The sequence below is a fragment of the Bradyrhizobium sp. MI1.7 genome (assembly GCF_055811795.1).
This window is the reverse complement of record NZ_JBVVPO010000003.1, coordinates 53730-68687: the sequence shown is the minus strand read 5'-3', so window position 1 is coordinate 68687 and position 14958 is coordinate 53730. Positions and strand designations below refer to the sequence as shown.

21 protein-coding genes are annotated in these 14958 nt (G+C 62.2%); 9 read left to right on the top strand and 12 right to left on the bottom strand.

All coding sequences use genetic code 11. From position 1 onward, the window contains the following. Positions 1-178: 178 nt before the first annotated feature. Positions 179-766, bottom strand: a complete 588-nt coding sequence (locus tag AC0L3X_RS04835) for a formyltransferase family protein (protein ID WP_085404716.1) — start codon at positions 764-766, stop codon at positions 179-181. A gap of 189 nt (positions 767-955) precedes the next feature. On the opposite strand from AC0L3X_RS04835, the gene AC0L3X_RS04830 reads away from it, so the two are divergent. Beyond that, positions 956-1240, top strand: a complete 285-nt coding sequence (locus tag AC0L3X_RS04830) for a hypothetical protein (RefSeq protein ID WP_208086965.1) — start codon at positions 956-958, stop codon at positions 1238-1240. Positions 1241-1575: 335 nt separating this feature from the next. Next, positions 1576-1809, top strand: coding sequence for a hypothetical protein (locus AC0L3X_RS04825; RefSeq protein WP_166341191.1), 234 nt, complete (start codon positions 1576-1578; stop codon positions 1807-1809). 5 nt (positions 1810-1814) lie between these two features. Here the strand turns inward: AC0L3X_RS04825 and AC0L3X_RS04820 are convergent, their stop codons facing one another. Then, positions 1815-2117 (bottom strand): hypothetical protein, encoded by a 303-nt coding sequence (locus tag AC0L3X_RS04820; protein WP_063983186.1) that lies wholly within the window; start codon positions 2115-2117, stop codon positions 1815-1817. A 203-nt stretch (positions 2118-2320) separates the two neighbouring features. Here AC0L3X_RS04820 and AC0L3X_RS04815 point away from each other — a divergent pair, with 203 nt between their 5' ends. Continuing rightward, positions 2321-2536 carry a hypothetical protein gene (locus AC0L3X_RS04815; protein WP_354096453.1) on the top strand — a complete coding sequence of 72 codons (216 nt, stop codon included), beginning with the start codon at positions 2321-2323 and terminating at the stop codon, positions 2534-2536. Positions 2537-2542: 6 nt separating this feature from the next. On the opposite strand, the gene AC0L3X_RS04810 is transcribed toward AC0L3X_RS04815, so the two are convergent. Next, positions 2543-4588, bottom strand: coding sequence for an acetoacetate--CoA ligase (locus AC0L3X_RS04810; RefSeq protein WP_354096454.1), 2046 nt, complete (start codon positions 4586-4588; stop codon positions 2543-2545). A 204-nt stretch (positions 4589-4792) separates the two neighbouring features. Between AC0L3X_RS04810 and AC0L3X_RS04805 the strand changes: the two genes are divergently transcribed. Then, positions 4793-5293: a hypothetical protein gene (locus AC0L3X_RS04805; RefSeq protein ID WP_187387692.1), complete on the top strand. Its 501-nt coding sequence runs from the start codon at positions 4793-4795 to the stop codon at positions 5291-5293. Between the two features lie 66 nt (positions 5294-5359). Here AC0L3X_RS04805 and AC0L3X_RS04800 read toward each other — a convergent pair whose 3' ends face one another. The 3 genes from AC0L3X_RS04800 to AC0L3X_RS04790 all read right to left on the bottom strand — a co-directional run bounded on the left by AC0L3X_RS04800 (position 5360) and on the right by AC0L3X_RS04790 (position 6799). Then, positions 5360-5587: a hypothetical protein gene (locus AC0L3X_RS04800; protein WP_063983188.1), complete on the bottom strand. Its 228-nt coding sequence runs from the start codon at positions 5585-5587 to the stop codon at positions 5360-5362. Positions 5588-5739: 152 nt separating this feature from the next. After that, entirely contained in the window at positions 5740-6405 is a 666-nt protein-coding gene (locus AC0L3X_RS04795; RefSeq protein ID WP_231142044.1) for a hypothetical protein, read from the bottom strand. Between the two features lie 4 nt (positions 6406-6409). After that, positions 6410-6799 (bottom strand): hypothetical protein, encoded by a 390-nt coding sequence (locus AC0L3X_RS04790; RefSeq protein WP_063983190.1) that lies wholly within the window; start codon positions 6797-6799, stop codon positions 6410-6412. Positions 6800-7028: 229 nt separating this feature from the next. Between AC0L3X_RS04790 and AC0L3X_RS04785 the strand changes: the two genes are divergently transcribed. From AC0L3X_RS04785 to AC0L3X_RS04775, 3 genes are all read left to right on the top strand, one after another. Then, positions 7029-7754: an outer membrane protein gene (locus AC0L3X_RS04785; protein ID WP_063983191.1), complete on the top strand. Its 726-nt coding sequence runs from the start codon at positions 7029-7031 to the stop codon at positions 7752-7754. A gap of 190 nt (positions 7755-7944) precedes the next feature. Continuing rightward, positions 7945-9030, top strand: a complete 1086-nt coding sequence (locus AC0L3X_RS04780) for an AI-2E family transporter (RefSeq protein WP_063983192.1) — start codon at positions 7945-7947, stop codon at positions 9028-9030. A 97-nt stretch (positions 9031-9127) separates the two neighbouring features. Then, positions 9128-9520, top strand: a complete 393-nt coding sequence (locus AC0L3X_RS04775; RefSeq protein WP_028152127.1) for an NUDIX hydrolase — start codon at positions 9128-9130, stop codon at positions 9518-9520. A 137-nt stretch (positions 9521-9657) separates the two neighbouring features. On the opposite strand, the gene AC0L3X_RS04770 is transcribed toward AC0L3X_RS04775, so the two are convergent. From AC0L3X_RS04770 to AC0L3X_RS04760, 3 genes are all read right to left on the bottom strand, one after another. Next, positions 9658-9900, bottom strand: coding sequence for a hypothetical protein (locus AC0L3X_RS04770; RefSeq protein WP_063983193.1), 243 nt, complete (start codon positions 9898-9900; stop codon positions 9658-9660). Between the two features lie 201 nt (positions 9901-10101). Further along, on the bottom strand, positions 10102-10344 hold the full coding sequence (locus tag AC0L3X_RS04765; RefSeq protein WP_028152129.1) for a hypothetical protein: 243 nt from the start codon (positions 10342-10344) through the stop codon (positions 10102-10104). 670 nt (positions 10345-11014) lie between these two features. Next, positions 11015-11185 carry a hypothetical protein gene (locus AC0L3X_RS04760; protein ID WP_167541702.1) on the bottom strand — a complete coding sequence of 57 codons (171 nt, stop codon included), beginning with the start codon at positions 11183-11185 and terminating at the stop codon, positions 11015-11017. A 217-nt stretch (positions 11186-11402) separates the two neighbouring features. Here AC0L3X_RS04760 and AC0L3X_RS04755 point away from each other — a divergent pair, with 217 nt between their 5' ends. After that, a complete protein-coding gene (locus AC0L3X_RS04755; protein ID WP_354096455.1) occupies positions 11403-11771 on the top strand; it encodes a hypothetical protein in 369 nt (122 codons plus the stop codon). Between the two features lie 87 nt (positions 11772-11858). On the opposite strand, the gene AC0L3X_RS04750 is transcribed toward AC0L3X_RS04755, so the two are convergent. After that, positions 11859-12029 carry a hypothetical protein gene (locus AC0L3X_RS04750; protein WP_166096634.1) on the bottom strand — a complete coding sequence of 57 codons (171 nt, stop codon included), beginning with the start codon at positions 12027-12029 and terminating at the stop codon, positions 11859-11861. Positions 12030-12300: 271 nt separating this feature from the next. Here AC0L3X_RS04750 and AC0L3X_RS04745 point away from each other — a divergent pair, with 271 nt between their 5' ends. Further along, positions 12301-12969, top strand: coding sequence for a hypothetical protein (locus tag AC0L3X_RS04745; protein WP_063983196.1), 669 nt, complete (start codon positions 12301-12303; stop codon positions 12967-12969). A gap of 987 nt (positions 12970-13956) precedes the next feature. On the opposite strand, the gene AC0L3X_RS04740 is transcribed toward AC0L3X_RS04745, so the two are convergent. Together AC0L3X_RS04740 and AC0L3X_RS04735 are read right to left on the bottom strand one after the other, a co-directional pair. Continuing rightward, a complete protein-coding gene (locus AC0L3X_RS04740; RefSeq protein WP_063983198.1) occupies positions 13957-14244 on the bottom strand; it encodes a hypothetical protein in 288 nt (95 codons plus the stop codon). A 188-nt stretch (positions 14245-14432) separates the two neighbouring features. Beyond that, positions 14433-14705: a hypothetical protein gene (locus tag AC0L3X_RS04735; protein ID WP_063983199.1), complete on the bottom strand. Its 273-nt coding sequence runs from the start codon at positions 14703-14705 to the stop codon at positions 14433-14435. Between the last annotated feature and the right edge of the window lie 253 nt (positions 14706-14958).

Here is a 14958-nt window from a genome sequence, read left to right as displayed (position 1 = left end):
TGACGCTTATTCGGCCCAAATGTGACGGAAATTTGTTGCATTGCCAAAGCGAAAATTGTTCCAGTGGAAACAATAGTTTATTTGTGTTTCCGGCTCCAATTTTCGAAGCAGAATCAACGCGCCTTCACGTTAAGGGTAAACGTCAGGAGGGGACTCAGGGAACGACTCACGAAGGGACTCAGGAAAGACTTGGCGCCAAGGTCGCGAACTGCTCGTCCTGAACCTTGGAGGGCAGCGCCTTGTGGACCTTGACGTAGTCGATCACGTCGGCCAGCAGCTTGAGGCCGAGCGGAGCGAGCGCGCGCTCCCAGAGTTCGCGAGCCGTCTCGCCCTTCTTGACGAAGCACCAGTCCTGGGCGGCGATGGCGCCGGCGTCCATGCGGTCGGCAAGATGATAGATCGTGCCGCCGGCGATCGGATCGCCTTCCTTGATGGTCCATTCCACAGCGGCTTTGCCCCGATGACGCGGCAGCAGCGAGGGATGATAGCCGATCCCGCCGTACTTCGCGGCGGCCAGGGCGTCCTTGCCGATCCGGGCGTGGCTGTGGGCGGTGATGATCAGGTCGGTGTCGGGGCCGATTTCGGAGGCGACCACCAGCTTCGGATTGGCCTGGACCGTCACCTCGATGCCAGCCGCCTTGGCGCTCGCCGCGAGGCGATCCTCGGCGTCGGCCACGACGACCCGCACGATCGGGACGCCGTGCTCCCGGAGCATGTTCAGGGTGGTCACGCCGAAATGGCGGGAGCCGACGAGGGTAATGCGCATGGGTGTCCGATCCGTCTCGCAACTGCGTCATCCCCCGATAACACGTCGGTGCGTCCTGTCACCAGCCGCGGGCGGTTTGTGCCGGTTATCAACAATGCACCGGGCGCGGGGCGCGACGGGCTCCGCGATTGCGCAGCCGGCCGTTCCGGTGCTTCCATGCGCGTATTGCACCGTATCAGGAGCGAGCGCATGCGAAGCGCGTGGTTTTTCCTTCTCGCGGCACTGAGCGTAGCCACGCCCGCGCGCGCCGGCGGGCCGTACCCGGCGGTCCCGCCCGAGGTCGGGGTGGCGCCCTTCATCGGCCCGACATGGGATGCCTATCGTTGCGCCGAAGGGCCGGTCTATAATTTCTACCACGGCGCCTATTACGGCGAAGAGCCGCCCGCACTCTATCGCGGCTACGCCTACAGGCCGTACTACCGCTACAGCGCCTACCGCAGGCTGCCGCGCAAGTATTTTTGCGTCACGGATTAGCGTTGCCGGGCGGCCACATCGACAGCAAATGATGTATCCGCCGGTTCCTCTGTTTCATTTCTAACATAAGCAGCCCCTGTGTGCCGCTAGAATGCACCAACCGGGGCTGGCCAAATTTGATTCCGAATCCGTTTTCGAACCCGGCTTTGGCCGCTGGCGAGTGATCGCCAGCGGCTTTTCATGCCGGCGCAATCACGAAATCATCAAACGGTAACGCGTTCTCAACCTGCCTGTCGTATCGACGAATCCGTCGCGGATTTGTATTGCGTACCGCGACACCAAAAATGTCCCGCCGGCGTGGGTGCGCTGCGGGCTTTTTTGCCGGGACCGATTTCATGCCGAGCGCAATTGAGCAGATCGTGGACGCCTATGTGCGGCTGAAGAACCGCCGTGGGCTGGACGAGCTGATGATGCACAGGCAGCGGCTCGCGGTCGATCTGAAGAGCAGGTCCGGCTATGATTTCAGCCTGCCGATCGGCAAGATCGACGAGGAGATCGCGATCATCGAGGAGGGGCTCAGCCGGCTGAAGGCTCAGTCCGCGGATCCCCGCGGGATACGTCCGATCTGACGCGCTCAGTCGCGCCGGCCACCGTCGATGACGGTGAACAGCGGCCGTGCCTGGGTCGGCTCGACCAGAAGTTCCTCCACCAGCGCGGTTGCCGCATCGACATATTTGCGCGTCGGTTTGTCGAGCTCACGTTTGGCCTCGTCGTCGAGCGCGACCTTTGCGGCCTCGACCAGCTTGCGCATGCGCGCCGCATGGTCGTCGCCCGCCGTCAGCGTCGCGCGCGCCAGCGAGCGCAGCACGAACAGCTCGCCTTCGAGGCGGAGCAGGCGGTCGTTGAGCCTGGAGAGGACTGCGTTGAGATCGGCCATAGCTGCTGTTCGTCGCGGAGGATCCATCCTGATCTAGCGGCGATCGGTGAACGGAATCCAAACGCCAATGGCGCAATTGGGTTGATCTCCGGCGTCTCGCGGCAGCAGCGATGCCGCCGATGTGAGACATCGTGACGTTGCGATGCGTCGTCCCAGCGTGGTTCCCGCACCACATGGAGCCCGGGTGGACGTCTGGAGCACGTATGATGCGGTCTATCCTGGCTTTGGTCCTCCTGATTGCAACATGTCTGTCGGCGGCTGCCGCGCCGGCGCATCATGCCCGCCCACGCCATCACGTCGTCGTCCATCTGCCCGAGGACGCGCCGGTCCCGCCCGGCTGGTACAAATTTCCCGGGTGGCCGCCGATTCCGCCGTCGGAGAACAGGAATCTCGATCCCTCCAATTTCGGCGGCGGTTGATCGAAGCTACGCCGCGGTTCGGGCGAGATAGTCGCGGGCGAAGGCGAGATACCAGTCGAGGCAGGCGGGATTGGCCATCGCCTCCTTGTTGATGACCTTTTCGACGGGCTGGCCCAGCAGCAGCTTCTTGATCGGCAGCTCCTGCTTCTTGCCCGACAGCGTGCGCGGGATCTCGGCGACGGCAAAGATCTCGTTCGGCAGGAATCGCCGGGACAGGCCGGCCTCGATCGCCTTGTTGATCCTGGCCTGCATCGCAGCGTCGAAGGCTGTCCCCTCGCGCAGCACCACGAACAGCGGCATGTAGCTGTCGCGGCCGAGATATTCGAGGTCGACGACGAGGCTATCCAGCACCTCCGGCAGCGCTTCGATCGCGGAATAGAGCTCGCTCGTGCCCATGCGCAGGCCGTGCCGGTTGATGGTCGCATCGCTGCGGCCATAGATGATGCAGGAGCCGTCCGGATTGACCTTGAGCCAGTCGCCGTGCCGCCACACCGGCCCGCGGCCGCTGCCGTCGAAATTGTCCGGATAGGTCTCGAAATAGCTGGCGCGATAGCGCGCATCGCCCTTGTCGTTCCAGAAGCCGAGCGGCATCGAGGGCATCGGCTCGGTACAGACGAGCTCGCCGACCTCGTCGGTGACGGCGCGGCCCTGCTCGCTGAAGGCTTCGACCGCCGCGCCGAGCAGGCGGCATTGCATCGCGCCCGGCGTCTGCGGCAATTCGCGGTTGCCGCCGATGAAGGCGCCGGCGAAATCGGTGCCGCCGGAGATGTTCGCCCACCAGATGTCGGCCTGCGCCTTGCTGCCGTTGATGTTCGACAACGCCGCGAAGCGATCGTTGAACCAGGCTTGCGTGTCGGCGCTGAGCGGCGAGCCGGTCGAGCCGAGGCAACGCAGCCGCGACAGATCACCGGCCGCAGTGAGATCGATCTCGGCCTTGGCGCAGTTGGCGAAGAACGCCGCTCCGGCGCCGAAGAAGGTCGCTTTCGACTGTGCCACGAACCGCCACAGCGTGGTCCAGTCCGGCTTGTCCTTGGTGCCGCCCGGGCTGCCGTCGAAGATGCAGCAGGTGGTGCCGCTGAGCAGGCCGCCGACCTGCGAATTCCACATGATCCAGCCGGTCGAAGAGTACCAGTGATAGCGCTCGCCGAACGAGTTCGCGTGGTAGGAGCAGCCGAGGTCGTTGTGCAGGCCCAGCAGCGCCAGCACCACGATGACGATCCCGCCATGACCGTGCACGATCGGTTTCGGCAGGCCGGTGGTGCCGCTGGAATAGACAATCCAGAGCGGATGATCGAACGGCAGCCAGGCCGGCTCGAACGCGTCGATCGCGGCGCCTGTCCTTGCGACGATGTCCGCGATCCGGGCGTCCGGTGCTGCGGGCGCGGCCTCGCTGTGCAGGATGACGTGCTCGACCGTCGGCAGCGATCGCCGCAGCTCCGCGACGACGTCTTTGCGATCATGCTGGCGGCCGGCATAGGTGACGGCATCGCAGGCGATCAGCACCTTCGGCTCGATCTGCTTGAAGCGGTCGATCACGGCGGGCGCAGCCATATCGGGCGCACAGACGCTCCAGACCGCGCCGATGCTGGCGCTCGCCAGGAACGCGATGATGGTTTCGGGGATGTTGGGCAGATAGGCCGCGATCCGGTCACCGGGCTTGATGCCCTTCCCCTTCAGATGCAGCGCGAGCGCCGCCGCCTTGCGCCGCAGCTCCGGCCAGCTCGTTTCGTTGAGCTTGCCGTCCTCGCCGCTACTGACGATCGCGGGCAGGCCGGCGGCGTCGGCGGCCTCAACATGCCGGAACACCTGCCGCGCATAGTTGACCTGCGCACCGGGAAACCACACCGCGCCCGGCATCTTGCGCTCGGTGATCACGGCTGCAAACGGCGTCGGCGATTGCAGATCGTAATAGTCCCAGATGCTGCGCCAGAAGCCGTCTAGATCGCACACCGACCACTGCCGCATCTCCTCGTAATTCGCGAAGGAAAGGCCACGCTGCTCGGCGAGCCAGTTGCGGTAGAGAGCGATCTGGGGAACGAAGGGTGCGGTCATTGCGTGTCGGATTCTGTTGCGGGGAGGGGAGTCTAACCGGTGTCGCGGCTGAGCAGAAGCGTCAGTTCCTCATCCCTGCGTCACGGCAAAGCGCTCGCCGCCGATCCCGGCCTGATGCCGCGCGGCCGGCGCTGAAGCTGGCGTTCAAACGCCCTCAAAGCAAAAGCTGAAAAACAACCCCATACACAGTAGCGGGGCTATTGAATGCATTCGTCGTTTTCAGTTGGTGCCAAGCAGGTCCTTTTCGGACTTGTCCAACGCGAACAGCCTACCGATATCTCGATGGCGCGACGCATCGCCTCGTCCGGATTTGACACGTCGGGCAAAACACTGGCAGAGCGGCATCATCGGAAATTCGTAACACCCGCGCGGGGAAACCTGCCGCGGGTTTTTTATGTCGTAGCAGTTGCCATGATAAAAGGATCGCTATTGTTCCGCACAGCGGCAGGGCTGACAATCGCAGTGGGAATTTTGCGTGAAGTGTTTTGCCCGACGACGGGCAAGGTGTCACTGCGAACTCCGTCGATGCATTGTGCGTCGTTGCTTCAACATCGTCATTGCGAGCGCAGCGAAGCAATCCAGAATCCCTCCGCGGAGGCGCTCTGGATTGCTTCGTCGCAAGAGCTCCTCGCAATGACGGCGAGAGTGGCGATGGGGTTTGGTAGCCCGGATGAAGCGAAGCGCAATCCGGGGTTCGTGCAATAAAGCGACACTGGTCCCGGATTTCGCTTCGCTCCATCCAGGCGACGGCAGTGAGAACCTTGCCTCGGCCTACCAACCCACTCCCGCCCACCGTCTCCCGAACACCGGCGGCTTGGTCTTCACCGCGGACCAGCCGAAGAAGTGATGCTTCCCCGACCAGGAGTGCACCACGCCACTGCAGATGCTGCATTTGAAGTGGCCCGAATGCGGCTCGGCGTGCTCTTCCCTTGTCGCAATGTAGTTCATGCTGCAACCGGGGCAGGTGAATTCTTCGATCGTCCAGATGCTGTTGGCCATTGCACCGCAATTACAGGTTAGGTCACGCTGACCAGCGTAGGATTCAGCATTTGCTTCGAAGTAAACCGAATGACGCAAAATCCGTTAATTCCGATTAGCCAAGTTGGCGACTTGCCGTCTGCCACGGAAATAGGACTGGCACGATGGCAAGGCTATTTGCAGTTGATCGCGAGCGGGCCGCTAGTTGGTGAGTTCGGCGGCAGTTTTAGCTCTTGGTTTCCTGCCGTTTTTAGGCGCAGTTCGGTCCATGTTCCGTCGATCATGAGGGGGCCCGCTGGCAGCGCGGACTGTGGAGTGCCGGGGATCGTGAGGCTCAGTCCCGGTGTTTGTGTACTGTGCGCCGAAAGTCCTAGCCCGATCAGCAAGGCTAGAAGAGCAAAAACCCCCGTTAGAGACTGCACGTTCAAGCGTTTCGAGACGGGGAGCGTTGACCAAGCGGTTTCGGTTGGGAACGTTCGTCCGTCGGCACGCTTATAGACCCCGCTGATTGCAGAGAGGCCGGCGCTCATGCTGATGAACAAGAGGATCACGCTGAAGGTGAAGAAGGCGACGGTCCAAGACAGCCACGGAACGCCATTAGAGCGCGTGAACTGAAGCAATGTCCCTGAAGCAACCAGAAGCGCGACAGCAATTGTGAGAAGCGTCTTAGCAGTCTCGACCGCCAGCTTCGTCGCTTCCTTCTTGTCGTCCGAACTTCGGCCGCCAAGGCGAGCCTTCGCCTCCGATAGAAAGGCATCTTGCGTCGTGACGTCGGGCCAAATCGTCGCTTTGTTGGCCTCCAAATGTGCAATTGCAGTCAGAGGATCGAAAGCTGGCACGGCGTCACCCCCACAAAAGATAAGTTGAGATGGTACCCCAGGCTGCGTCGATCGCTTTGATGACGTCGTGGGAAGATGCAAGTGACTCGCGCTTGTTGTTGTTCGTTGTTTTTACCAACTCATAGAAGCTATCCATCACCTGGGCATCCAGGTTCTGTGCTGTGAGAACGACGGTGCTATTTGGAGACGAGAGATTCCCCTGGCTCAATCGATCCTGGTAGGGTTGAACGATCATCTGGTCGAAAAGCGACAGCACGCAGAGCAAAGCGTCAGATCGAAATGTGGACATTTGGTTTTGCAGTAGGGCGGCTTTGATTTGATCGAGAACAGCTATGTTCCTCGTGTCGTAATTCATGAACAATTTGAAGTATGACTGCGCGAGTAAAGGATCCACGGTATCCTCTCCTTTGGAAATGTCCGAGTATAATATTTACCTTTAGTTGTATCAATGGCGTCTATCCCGCGCGAAGGCCTGGCCCCCCAGTGGAGCCGGTTAAGCTTGCGACGAGCGCCCGTCAGTCCAAATCGCGCCGCCGGTCGGTCCAAGCGCCCCCTTGATCGGACAGCTAGATTTCACCCCATCGCCCTGGTCGAGCAGGGCAAAAGTCATTGGGGGTGGGATCATGAGCAAGAAACTGATTTTTACAGCTGCGCTGTTGTCGCTGGCAACTCCGGCCTTTGCGGCCGACATCATCGAACCTGCGCCGGTGGTGAAGGCGCCGATCGTGCCGGCCCAGATCTTCAGCTGGACCGGCTTCTACATCGGCGCGCATGGCGGCGGCGCCTGGAGCAAATGGACCGGCATCGACCCGACCGATCCGACAGCGACCTGGAGCTCGGCCACGGCCAGCGGCGGCATCGTCGGGGGCCAGATCGGCGGCAACTACCAGATCAGCAATTTCGTGATCGGCCTCGAAGGCACCGGCGCCTGGTCCAGCGTCACACTCAATGCCGGCGGCCCGTTCGGTGGCGGTGCCGGCTTCAACCTGTCGCTGAAGAACGACTACATCGCCACGGTCGCCGGCCGTTTCGGCGTCGCCTTCGACCGCGTGCTGCTCTACGCCAAGGGTGGCGCGGCCTTCACCCGCGACAAGTATAGCGTCAACAACGGCCTTGCCGGCCCGCTCGCCGGTTCCGCCTCGGGCAGCTTCAATCGCACCGGCTGGCTTGCCGGCGGCGGCATCGAGTGGATGTTCGTGCCGAACTGGTCGGTGCGGGCCGAGTACAACTATATGGGCTTCGGCACGATCACCGAGCAGCCGGTGACGACAGGCAATCTGGTGGCGACTCCAGCCAACGTGAAGCTGAACATCCAGACCGGCACGGTGGGCGTGAACTACCACTTCTGAGCGGACGGAGCGCCACCGCTTGGCCGACTGGACCAACCCGTTCGGCGACAGCTGATGCCGCGCCGGGCGGCGCAGCGGTCCGATCCCTTGCGCCGCCGCGGGCCCGGTCGTCTTGACGCCGGATGCGCGGCTGGCAATAACGCTTTGCCGCGCAAGTGCCGGAACCCGCGTCAATGCCGCAAGGAAAGGCGTGCCCGTGAAAAGTCTCCGTCAGCTCCTGACGGGAGAGGACATCATCCAGCTCCTGATCCGGGTCGGCCTGCTTGGCCTGCTGATCATCTGGACCTTCCTGATCATCCGCCCGTTCGTGCCGATCCTGGCCTGGAGCGCCGTGCTCGCGGTCGCGTTCTATCCGGCCTTCAGCTGGGTCGCCAAGATCCTCGGCGGCCGCCCGAAGACCGCGGCCGCGATCCTCACCCTGATCACGCTCGGCATCGTCATTGGCCCGGCGACCTGGCTCGGCCTCAGCGCGGTGGACGGTGCGCGCGAACTGGCGAAGCAGCTCGGCACCGGCGATCTCGCGCTGCAGTCGGCGCCGGAGCAGCTCAAGTCGTGGCCGGTGGTCGGCCCTTGGCTCTACGATCTCTGGGATCAGGCTTACAACAACATCCGTGCGGTGCTGCGCGAGGTCGCGCCCTATCTCCAGCCGCTGGCGGGACCCCTGTTGTCGCTTGCGGGCGATGCGAGCCTCGGCACGCTCCAGTTTCTGGTCTCGGTGTTCGTCGCCGGCTTCCTGTTTCCGCATGGGCCGCGGCTGGTTGCGGCCGGGCGCGGCTTCCTGTTTCGCATCGTGCCCGAGCAGAGCGAGCATTTTCTCGAGCTTGGGGGCGCCACCATCCGCGCCGTGGCGCAAGGCGTGATCGGCGTCGCCATCGTGCAGGCGCTGCTCGCCGGCATCGGCTTCAAGATGGCAGCCGTGCCGAGCGCCGGCCTGCTCGCCTTCATCGTGCTCCTGCTCTCGATCGTGCAGATCGGCGCGTTCCTGGTGATCCTGCCGGTGATCATCTGGATCTGGACCGCCAAGGACGTCACCACGGCGCTGCTGCTCACGGTGTTTCTCGTCCTCGTCGGCTTCATCGACACCATGTTGAAGCCGCTGGTGATGGGGCGCGGCCTCACCACGCCGACCATCGTGATCTTCGTCGGCGTGATCGGCGGCACGCTCGCCCACGGGATCGTCGGCCTGTTCATCGGGCCGATCATCCTGTCGGTGGCCTGGGAGTTGATGATGGCCTGGATCAGGACCGAGGACCGGGCGGCGGCGAGCGAAAGCTGAGCTGCTCGCACGGGCTGTGGTCAAAGCGCCCCACGAACTTGTCTATTCAACTAGACAAGTTACGATAGGGCGATTCTGTTTTCGATCTACGGCAGTAATGGCGAAGTCTTCCAAGCTGGTTGCCGCAAAACGCGGCAAGGTATTGTTGGTCAGACGGCGGTCGGACGGCCTGTGGATGTTCCCGGGCGGCCGCAAGCGTTCGCGCGAGTCCGACAAGGACTGCCTGCGGCGGGAGATCAAGGAGGAGCTGCCCAAGCTGAAGCTCGGCCGGATCAGCCTGTGGAAGGAAGTGACGGCCAGGAATAAGCGCTCCGGTCGCAAGATGAGCGACGCGATCTTCATCGCCAAGGGTGCCAAGGGCAGGCTCGAGATCGGCGACAAGAAGGAGATCGACCGGGCCGCCTGGCAGAAGCCGCGCGGCATCCGCCTGACGCCGACCTCGCGCTACATCCGCGATCGGCTGTTTCCGAGCAAGCCGCGGCGCCAGTGAGGAGGGGGGCCGCGTCTTCGCGGCGCCGGTGCGACAAATCGCCCGCTGGTCCACAACACGAGCCCGAAATCGACAGATGATCGTGCGGTCAGGTCGGCCTACGGTCGTGGTCTGATCGAGACGGCCCCAGCCAGCCGCTATTGCTTGACCGCCAGCGTGTCCAGGCAGTGGTTGAGATAGACGGTGCGATCCCTGGGCAGCACCTTGTCGAGATCCGCCTTCAGTGCGCATTCGCGTTGCCGCATCTGCTCGGCCCGGCGCTTCTCGGCCGCCTCGCGATATTCGGGGGCAACCTTGTTGGGATCGACCAGCGCCTGCGCGCGGGCGGGAGCAGTCACGGCGAGCGCGATGGCGGCGATGATGATAATGAACTGCTTCAAATGAGCCTCCGTAAAAGGGCTCATGCTAGCGCGAGGGTAGCGAGGGCTCAAACGGCAAGTACGGCGAGGCGACCGATCGCGCAGCCTGTCCAAGCTGCGTCCGAGAGGCTGTCGGCGGAGTCGGTTTCGACGACCTGACGTCGGCCAAGTGAAGTGGGGTAAGTGAAGTCGGCCAAGCGAAATCGGCCAAGCGAAGTCCATTCACTTCGAGGCGTGGTCGATCTTGTGCCCGAGATGCCCGGTGTCGTGATCGCGACGCAACTGGCTCAGCGAGGTCTCGTTCAATTGATGCAAGACCTCGCTGAGCGGGGTCGCATCGGGATAACCGGCCGCAAATGCCTTTCCGTAGATCTTCCGCAACGTACCGACCAGCGTGTTGCCGTGCTTCTTGCTGATCGCGCCATCCTTGTCCCGATGGCGGCCGTCCAGGCCCGGTTCCTTCATGTGGTTCTCCCTGTGCGGCGTCTTAAGCGCCTGGAGAGAGCGTGCTCCCAAACGAATTGGTTGGCAACGGTGCGGCGCGCGGGAGTTGAGCGGCGGTCCGCTCGATCGCAAGAACGTCGCGTTCGCGCTTCGCTCTCCTAGCTGTGAAGCCGCGTCAGATCGCGGTGGGTCGGTCGGCGTATTACATGAGCGGGAACGGACTCGATTGGAGCCGATACGATGCGTGTTGTTTTGGCCCTGGGCCTCCTGATCGTCTTGTGTACGTCTGCGGACGCCGCGCACCACGCTCGTGCGCACAATCCTGCGACACGCCATCCTCCGGTTGATCGTTTCGGCACGGAAGTGAATCCTCGCGTGCGCTTCGCGGTCCCCGGCTGGAGCGATGAAGCAACGGCGCGCTGGCTCAATGATGCCTCGTCCAACGTCGGCCGAGGCGGATAGCCACACCCGGACGCGGTACGCGAAGATCGGCGGAGCCGTGTGAACCAGTTCACACTCGCGCTTCGAGACCGGTGCTATGAAGGCCTCATTGCTTTTACCGATTGATATTTTGAAAACGCCCCAGCGCTCCCTACCAGGCGCTGGGGTTTCATTTCGATCACGATCACCGCTCGCGAAGCGTGATCGGACCGGACGGGTGCTTTCTGAAAAGTGCCGAAGGGCGGGGCGGCTAAGCGGCTTGCTCCTCAAACGAGGTGTAGACCTGCCCGGCCGGATCGACGATCTGAACGTCCCAGCAGCCGTCTTCGACGAGCTCTCGGGCCTTCTTGAGGGCGGCCGCGAGTGACAGCCGCTTGAGGCTGACGACGCCTGCCGTGTCGAAACCGCTGATTTCAAACATGCCGTTCCTCCGGTTTTCCTGAATCTTACACCTTTCGAGGGCGTTGTCTCCCGGCTTTTGTGGCAAGGCCCTTGGAACTGCAGGCAGCTGCAGTGTCCAGTGCAGCGCGGTGGCCGCCATCGTGCCATCGGCCGACCCTGATGGTCGTGGCGCTCCCGTCTCGTTCAGGCGTCATTCAGAGGGGGTGTCTATCTTGCTGCCTTGGAGGACCGCTTCGATGTTGATCACCACTATTGCGACAATCCTTGCTCTTCATGGCGGTGCAACGGCGCCGGCGTCAGCTGTCGAACGCCCGCTCGAGGTGCAGTATCGCGGCGTGCCGAGACATCCGCCGCCGTGCGGTGATCATTGGGATCAGAGCGCCCGCGACGGGATGTGCTATCCCAACGGCTATCTCCGTCCCGAAGACCAGGCGGCGCTGCAGGGATACTATCAGGGCCCGCGGCCTTACTATGGAATGCGCCGGCGTCCGGTGCCATGCGGCCACGGCGCTGACGTCGATATCCGCGACGGTGTCTGCTACCCCAACGGCACGGTTCCACTACAATTCCAGGACCGGCCAGAGAATTACTATCGGCGGTACTGAGAGACGGGCCGTCAGGCGCACGGCCGAGTTTGCTCTCGATCAGTGTGCTCTTGATGAGCTAGCCGCGGAGCCGGCCCAGCGCCACGACTAAGCGGCCTGCTCCTCAAACGAGGTGTGTACGCGCCCCGTCGGATCAACGATCTGAACGTCCCAGCACCCGTCTTCGACAAGCTCTCGGGCCTTCTTGAGGGCGGCCGCGAGTGACAGCCGCTTGAGGCTGACGACGCCTGCCGTGTCGAAACCGCTGATTTCAAACATGCCGTTCCTCCGGTTCCCGTGAATCTTACACCTTTCGGGGGCCTTGTCTCTCGGCTTTGGTGCTTCGAAGCAGGCTGCCGCGTGACTCATTCCGTCCCTTCGCCCCCCGTAATCGGCCGGGGCGGCCAAGCCTGCCAGGCGGCCATGTCGCTAACGTGGAATTAATCCAAAATGCCCACAATTTTAGGCAGTTGTAGGTGGGTGCTGCGTAGAGGAGCCGTCGCGAGGACGTTCCGGCGTCGGCTTCCTGTTGCTCGCTCATTTGAGGTCAATGGACATGACCACGACATCCGAGGCGCAAGGCCTCGTCGAACAACTCGACCCCGCGGCGCTCGCGCTCGCAGTCGCAGCACTCGAGCCCGCAGCCCCGGAAGCTCCGGCACCGGCCAAGCGGTCCAGCCGGAAATCGGTCCTGGCACTGTCGGTGTGTGCCTTGGCCATCAATGGTGCGGCGGCGATCTATACATGGCCGGCTGATCTTTCGTCGCCGAATCTCAGCAGTCTGGCTGAACTGCTTCCGCGCCGGGAAGCTTCCGCGCCAAAGGCGGATCCGGTTGTCGCTGCCTTGAAGGACATTCAGTCGGCCCAGCAGCAACACACGGCTTCGCTGCAGGAGAACAACCACGCCTTGCAGCAAAATGCAGCCCTGCTGCAGCAGGATTCAATGGTGCTGCTGTCTCTGCGACAGAGCATCACGGACGAACGGGTGGATGTGAGGAAGATATCTTCACAGCTGTCCACGCTCATCGCGAAGGTCGACACGCTGCAGAATGCAATGATGTCGGACGTCACGTCCTCGATCCGAAAAGCGAACGCGCGCTATGGACTGTCGGCAGCGATGCGGAAGCGGATGGTTCGGCAGTCGAAGTCTGTCGGGCCGGTTTCAGTTGGGGGAGCGCCGCTGAGTGTGCCGGCTGCGACGTCGGCTCCGGAAAGCTGAAGATAGTTCAAGCGAAGCAGTTGGCATTACTGGCCCTCGAGTTCACGTTGGCCGGTCTTCTTGTCATGCCAAGCAGGACACGATGGCAAGCACGACGTCTGCGCTTAGCTCCCCTGAGTACATCGTGAAAAGGATGCCAGCGCCAAGAACAACAGCAGAGACCTTGAGAATAATCATTTTGAGATCCCCTCGTGGGTGACGAGACACTGGACCCGGATTGTTTCCTGAGTGCTTCGCGTGATGCGGCGAACGGTTTCATTCACCGAGACGTTATCCGTGAGGGGCCGCTCGACTTAGGGGCCGCTGCGCCCCGATGCATTTTCGAGATCAAGCCCGGGGGCATCGCAATCGAACTGGCGCGCGCCAACGGTGACTTCAAAACTCTCTCGCAAGAGCGAGCGCAAGGTCTCAGTTGCTCCGTTCGGACCTCCAGCCGGTTTCCCGATGTGAAATGGTGGCTGTAATATCGGTATCTCTGCCGGCCGACTGGCGCCAGGCAGCCACGCCGAAACACACCGTCAGCGTTAGTGTCGTCAGCAATAGCAGCACGGACAGAAACTGGCTCACACACACCCCCGGCAAGATCACGCGCGAACGCGCGCACATCTGGTTGATTCGGAAAATGCAGCCCGACTGACCTAGGGAGCGTTTTCCCCAAGGTTGCAGACCCGTGGACCAACACTCGTAGCCCTTGGCCACCGCGCTCAGGAGCCGGCTCCGCACGCACCAGGCTTCTGCGCTTCACAAGAATTGGCCGGCTATTGCCGTCGCCACGGCATAAGCTTTGGCTGGATGCTCGATGGTAGCCTCGCCGGCCGTCGCTCTATGATAGAGGCGATTGTTGGAGGCGGTGACTTTACAGCGCTGCAGATCCCGTCCGACCGACCAAATTGGAATCGCAGCCCTAGATCTCGCGATGGAATTAGCTGGCAACGCAGCGAAGCGCTGACCCGCCGGTTCGCGCTGGCGGCCCCCCTTTAGAATTCGCTAGTTGGGGGGGCTGCCGCTCTTGGCCTTGGACGAATGTTTCACTACCGGTTTGGCCGGCGTGGCCGGCTTCTTCGCTTCGTCGCCGCGGGCAGTTCCCCACGGATCGACTGCCTTCTGGTTGGGAACATTGCCGAGGGAGCGTTGATAGGCGCGCTCGGCCCGAATGTCGTCCGCCTTCTCGGCCTCCGTCTTGTCCTTGGACTCGCCGTACATTGGAACATGGTCCTGAGCCAATGCGGTTTGTCCGATCAGGGCAAACATGACAGCGGCGGCGATTTTGCGCATCGAGAAACTCCCGGTTCTGCGACTAGCATAACATCGCGCCGATTGCGGCATCAATGCATCGGAGTGGCGTCCGGTAACGGCTGATGACGCATCGCCGCCGGTTGAAGCGGTAGAGATAAGCCCGCCGGCTCACAAGGTCGGCGGGGTTCTCTTGCGGGGCAGGCTAGTCATCATCCGCCGACGAGCCGTTAGTTCGCTAGTTGAGCGCGCGCCTGTTTGACATTGCGTGAGACGACACGATCGTAGGCCGATAAAGCGGCATCGGTCGCTAACTCAACCATTTCTCGATAGGCGCCGTCGTTCGTTTGAGTGAAGCTTTCGCGGATTGCTCTGGCAAGCTGTTCGTCTGAAACGGCATCTCCCGGGGCCGCTCGTCCGGTGAGTCGGCTATACAGATTCAAGCGATACACGTCGGCGGCGATTTGCCAGGCCCAATCCTCCAGTCCCAGTTGTTGAACCACCCGGTCGACCCCTTGCTCTACGCGCAGAAAAATTGGGGTAGTCGACGCTGGGCATAGAAAAAACTAACTCAGGTTAGAAAAAAATCTGCCCTACAAATTCAGGTGGAAGCCGCCGCTCGAGGCGCGCGCCGGTTCAGGCACCAACAAATACGCCGCCGGGCTCTAATACATTGTCCCGGCGGCGGTGTTCATTTCCAGCCCCGAGATGGGAACTAACAAAAACCTCGGATAGAGATTTTACGTACGAAACCTG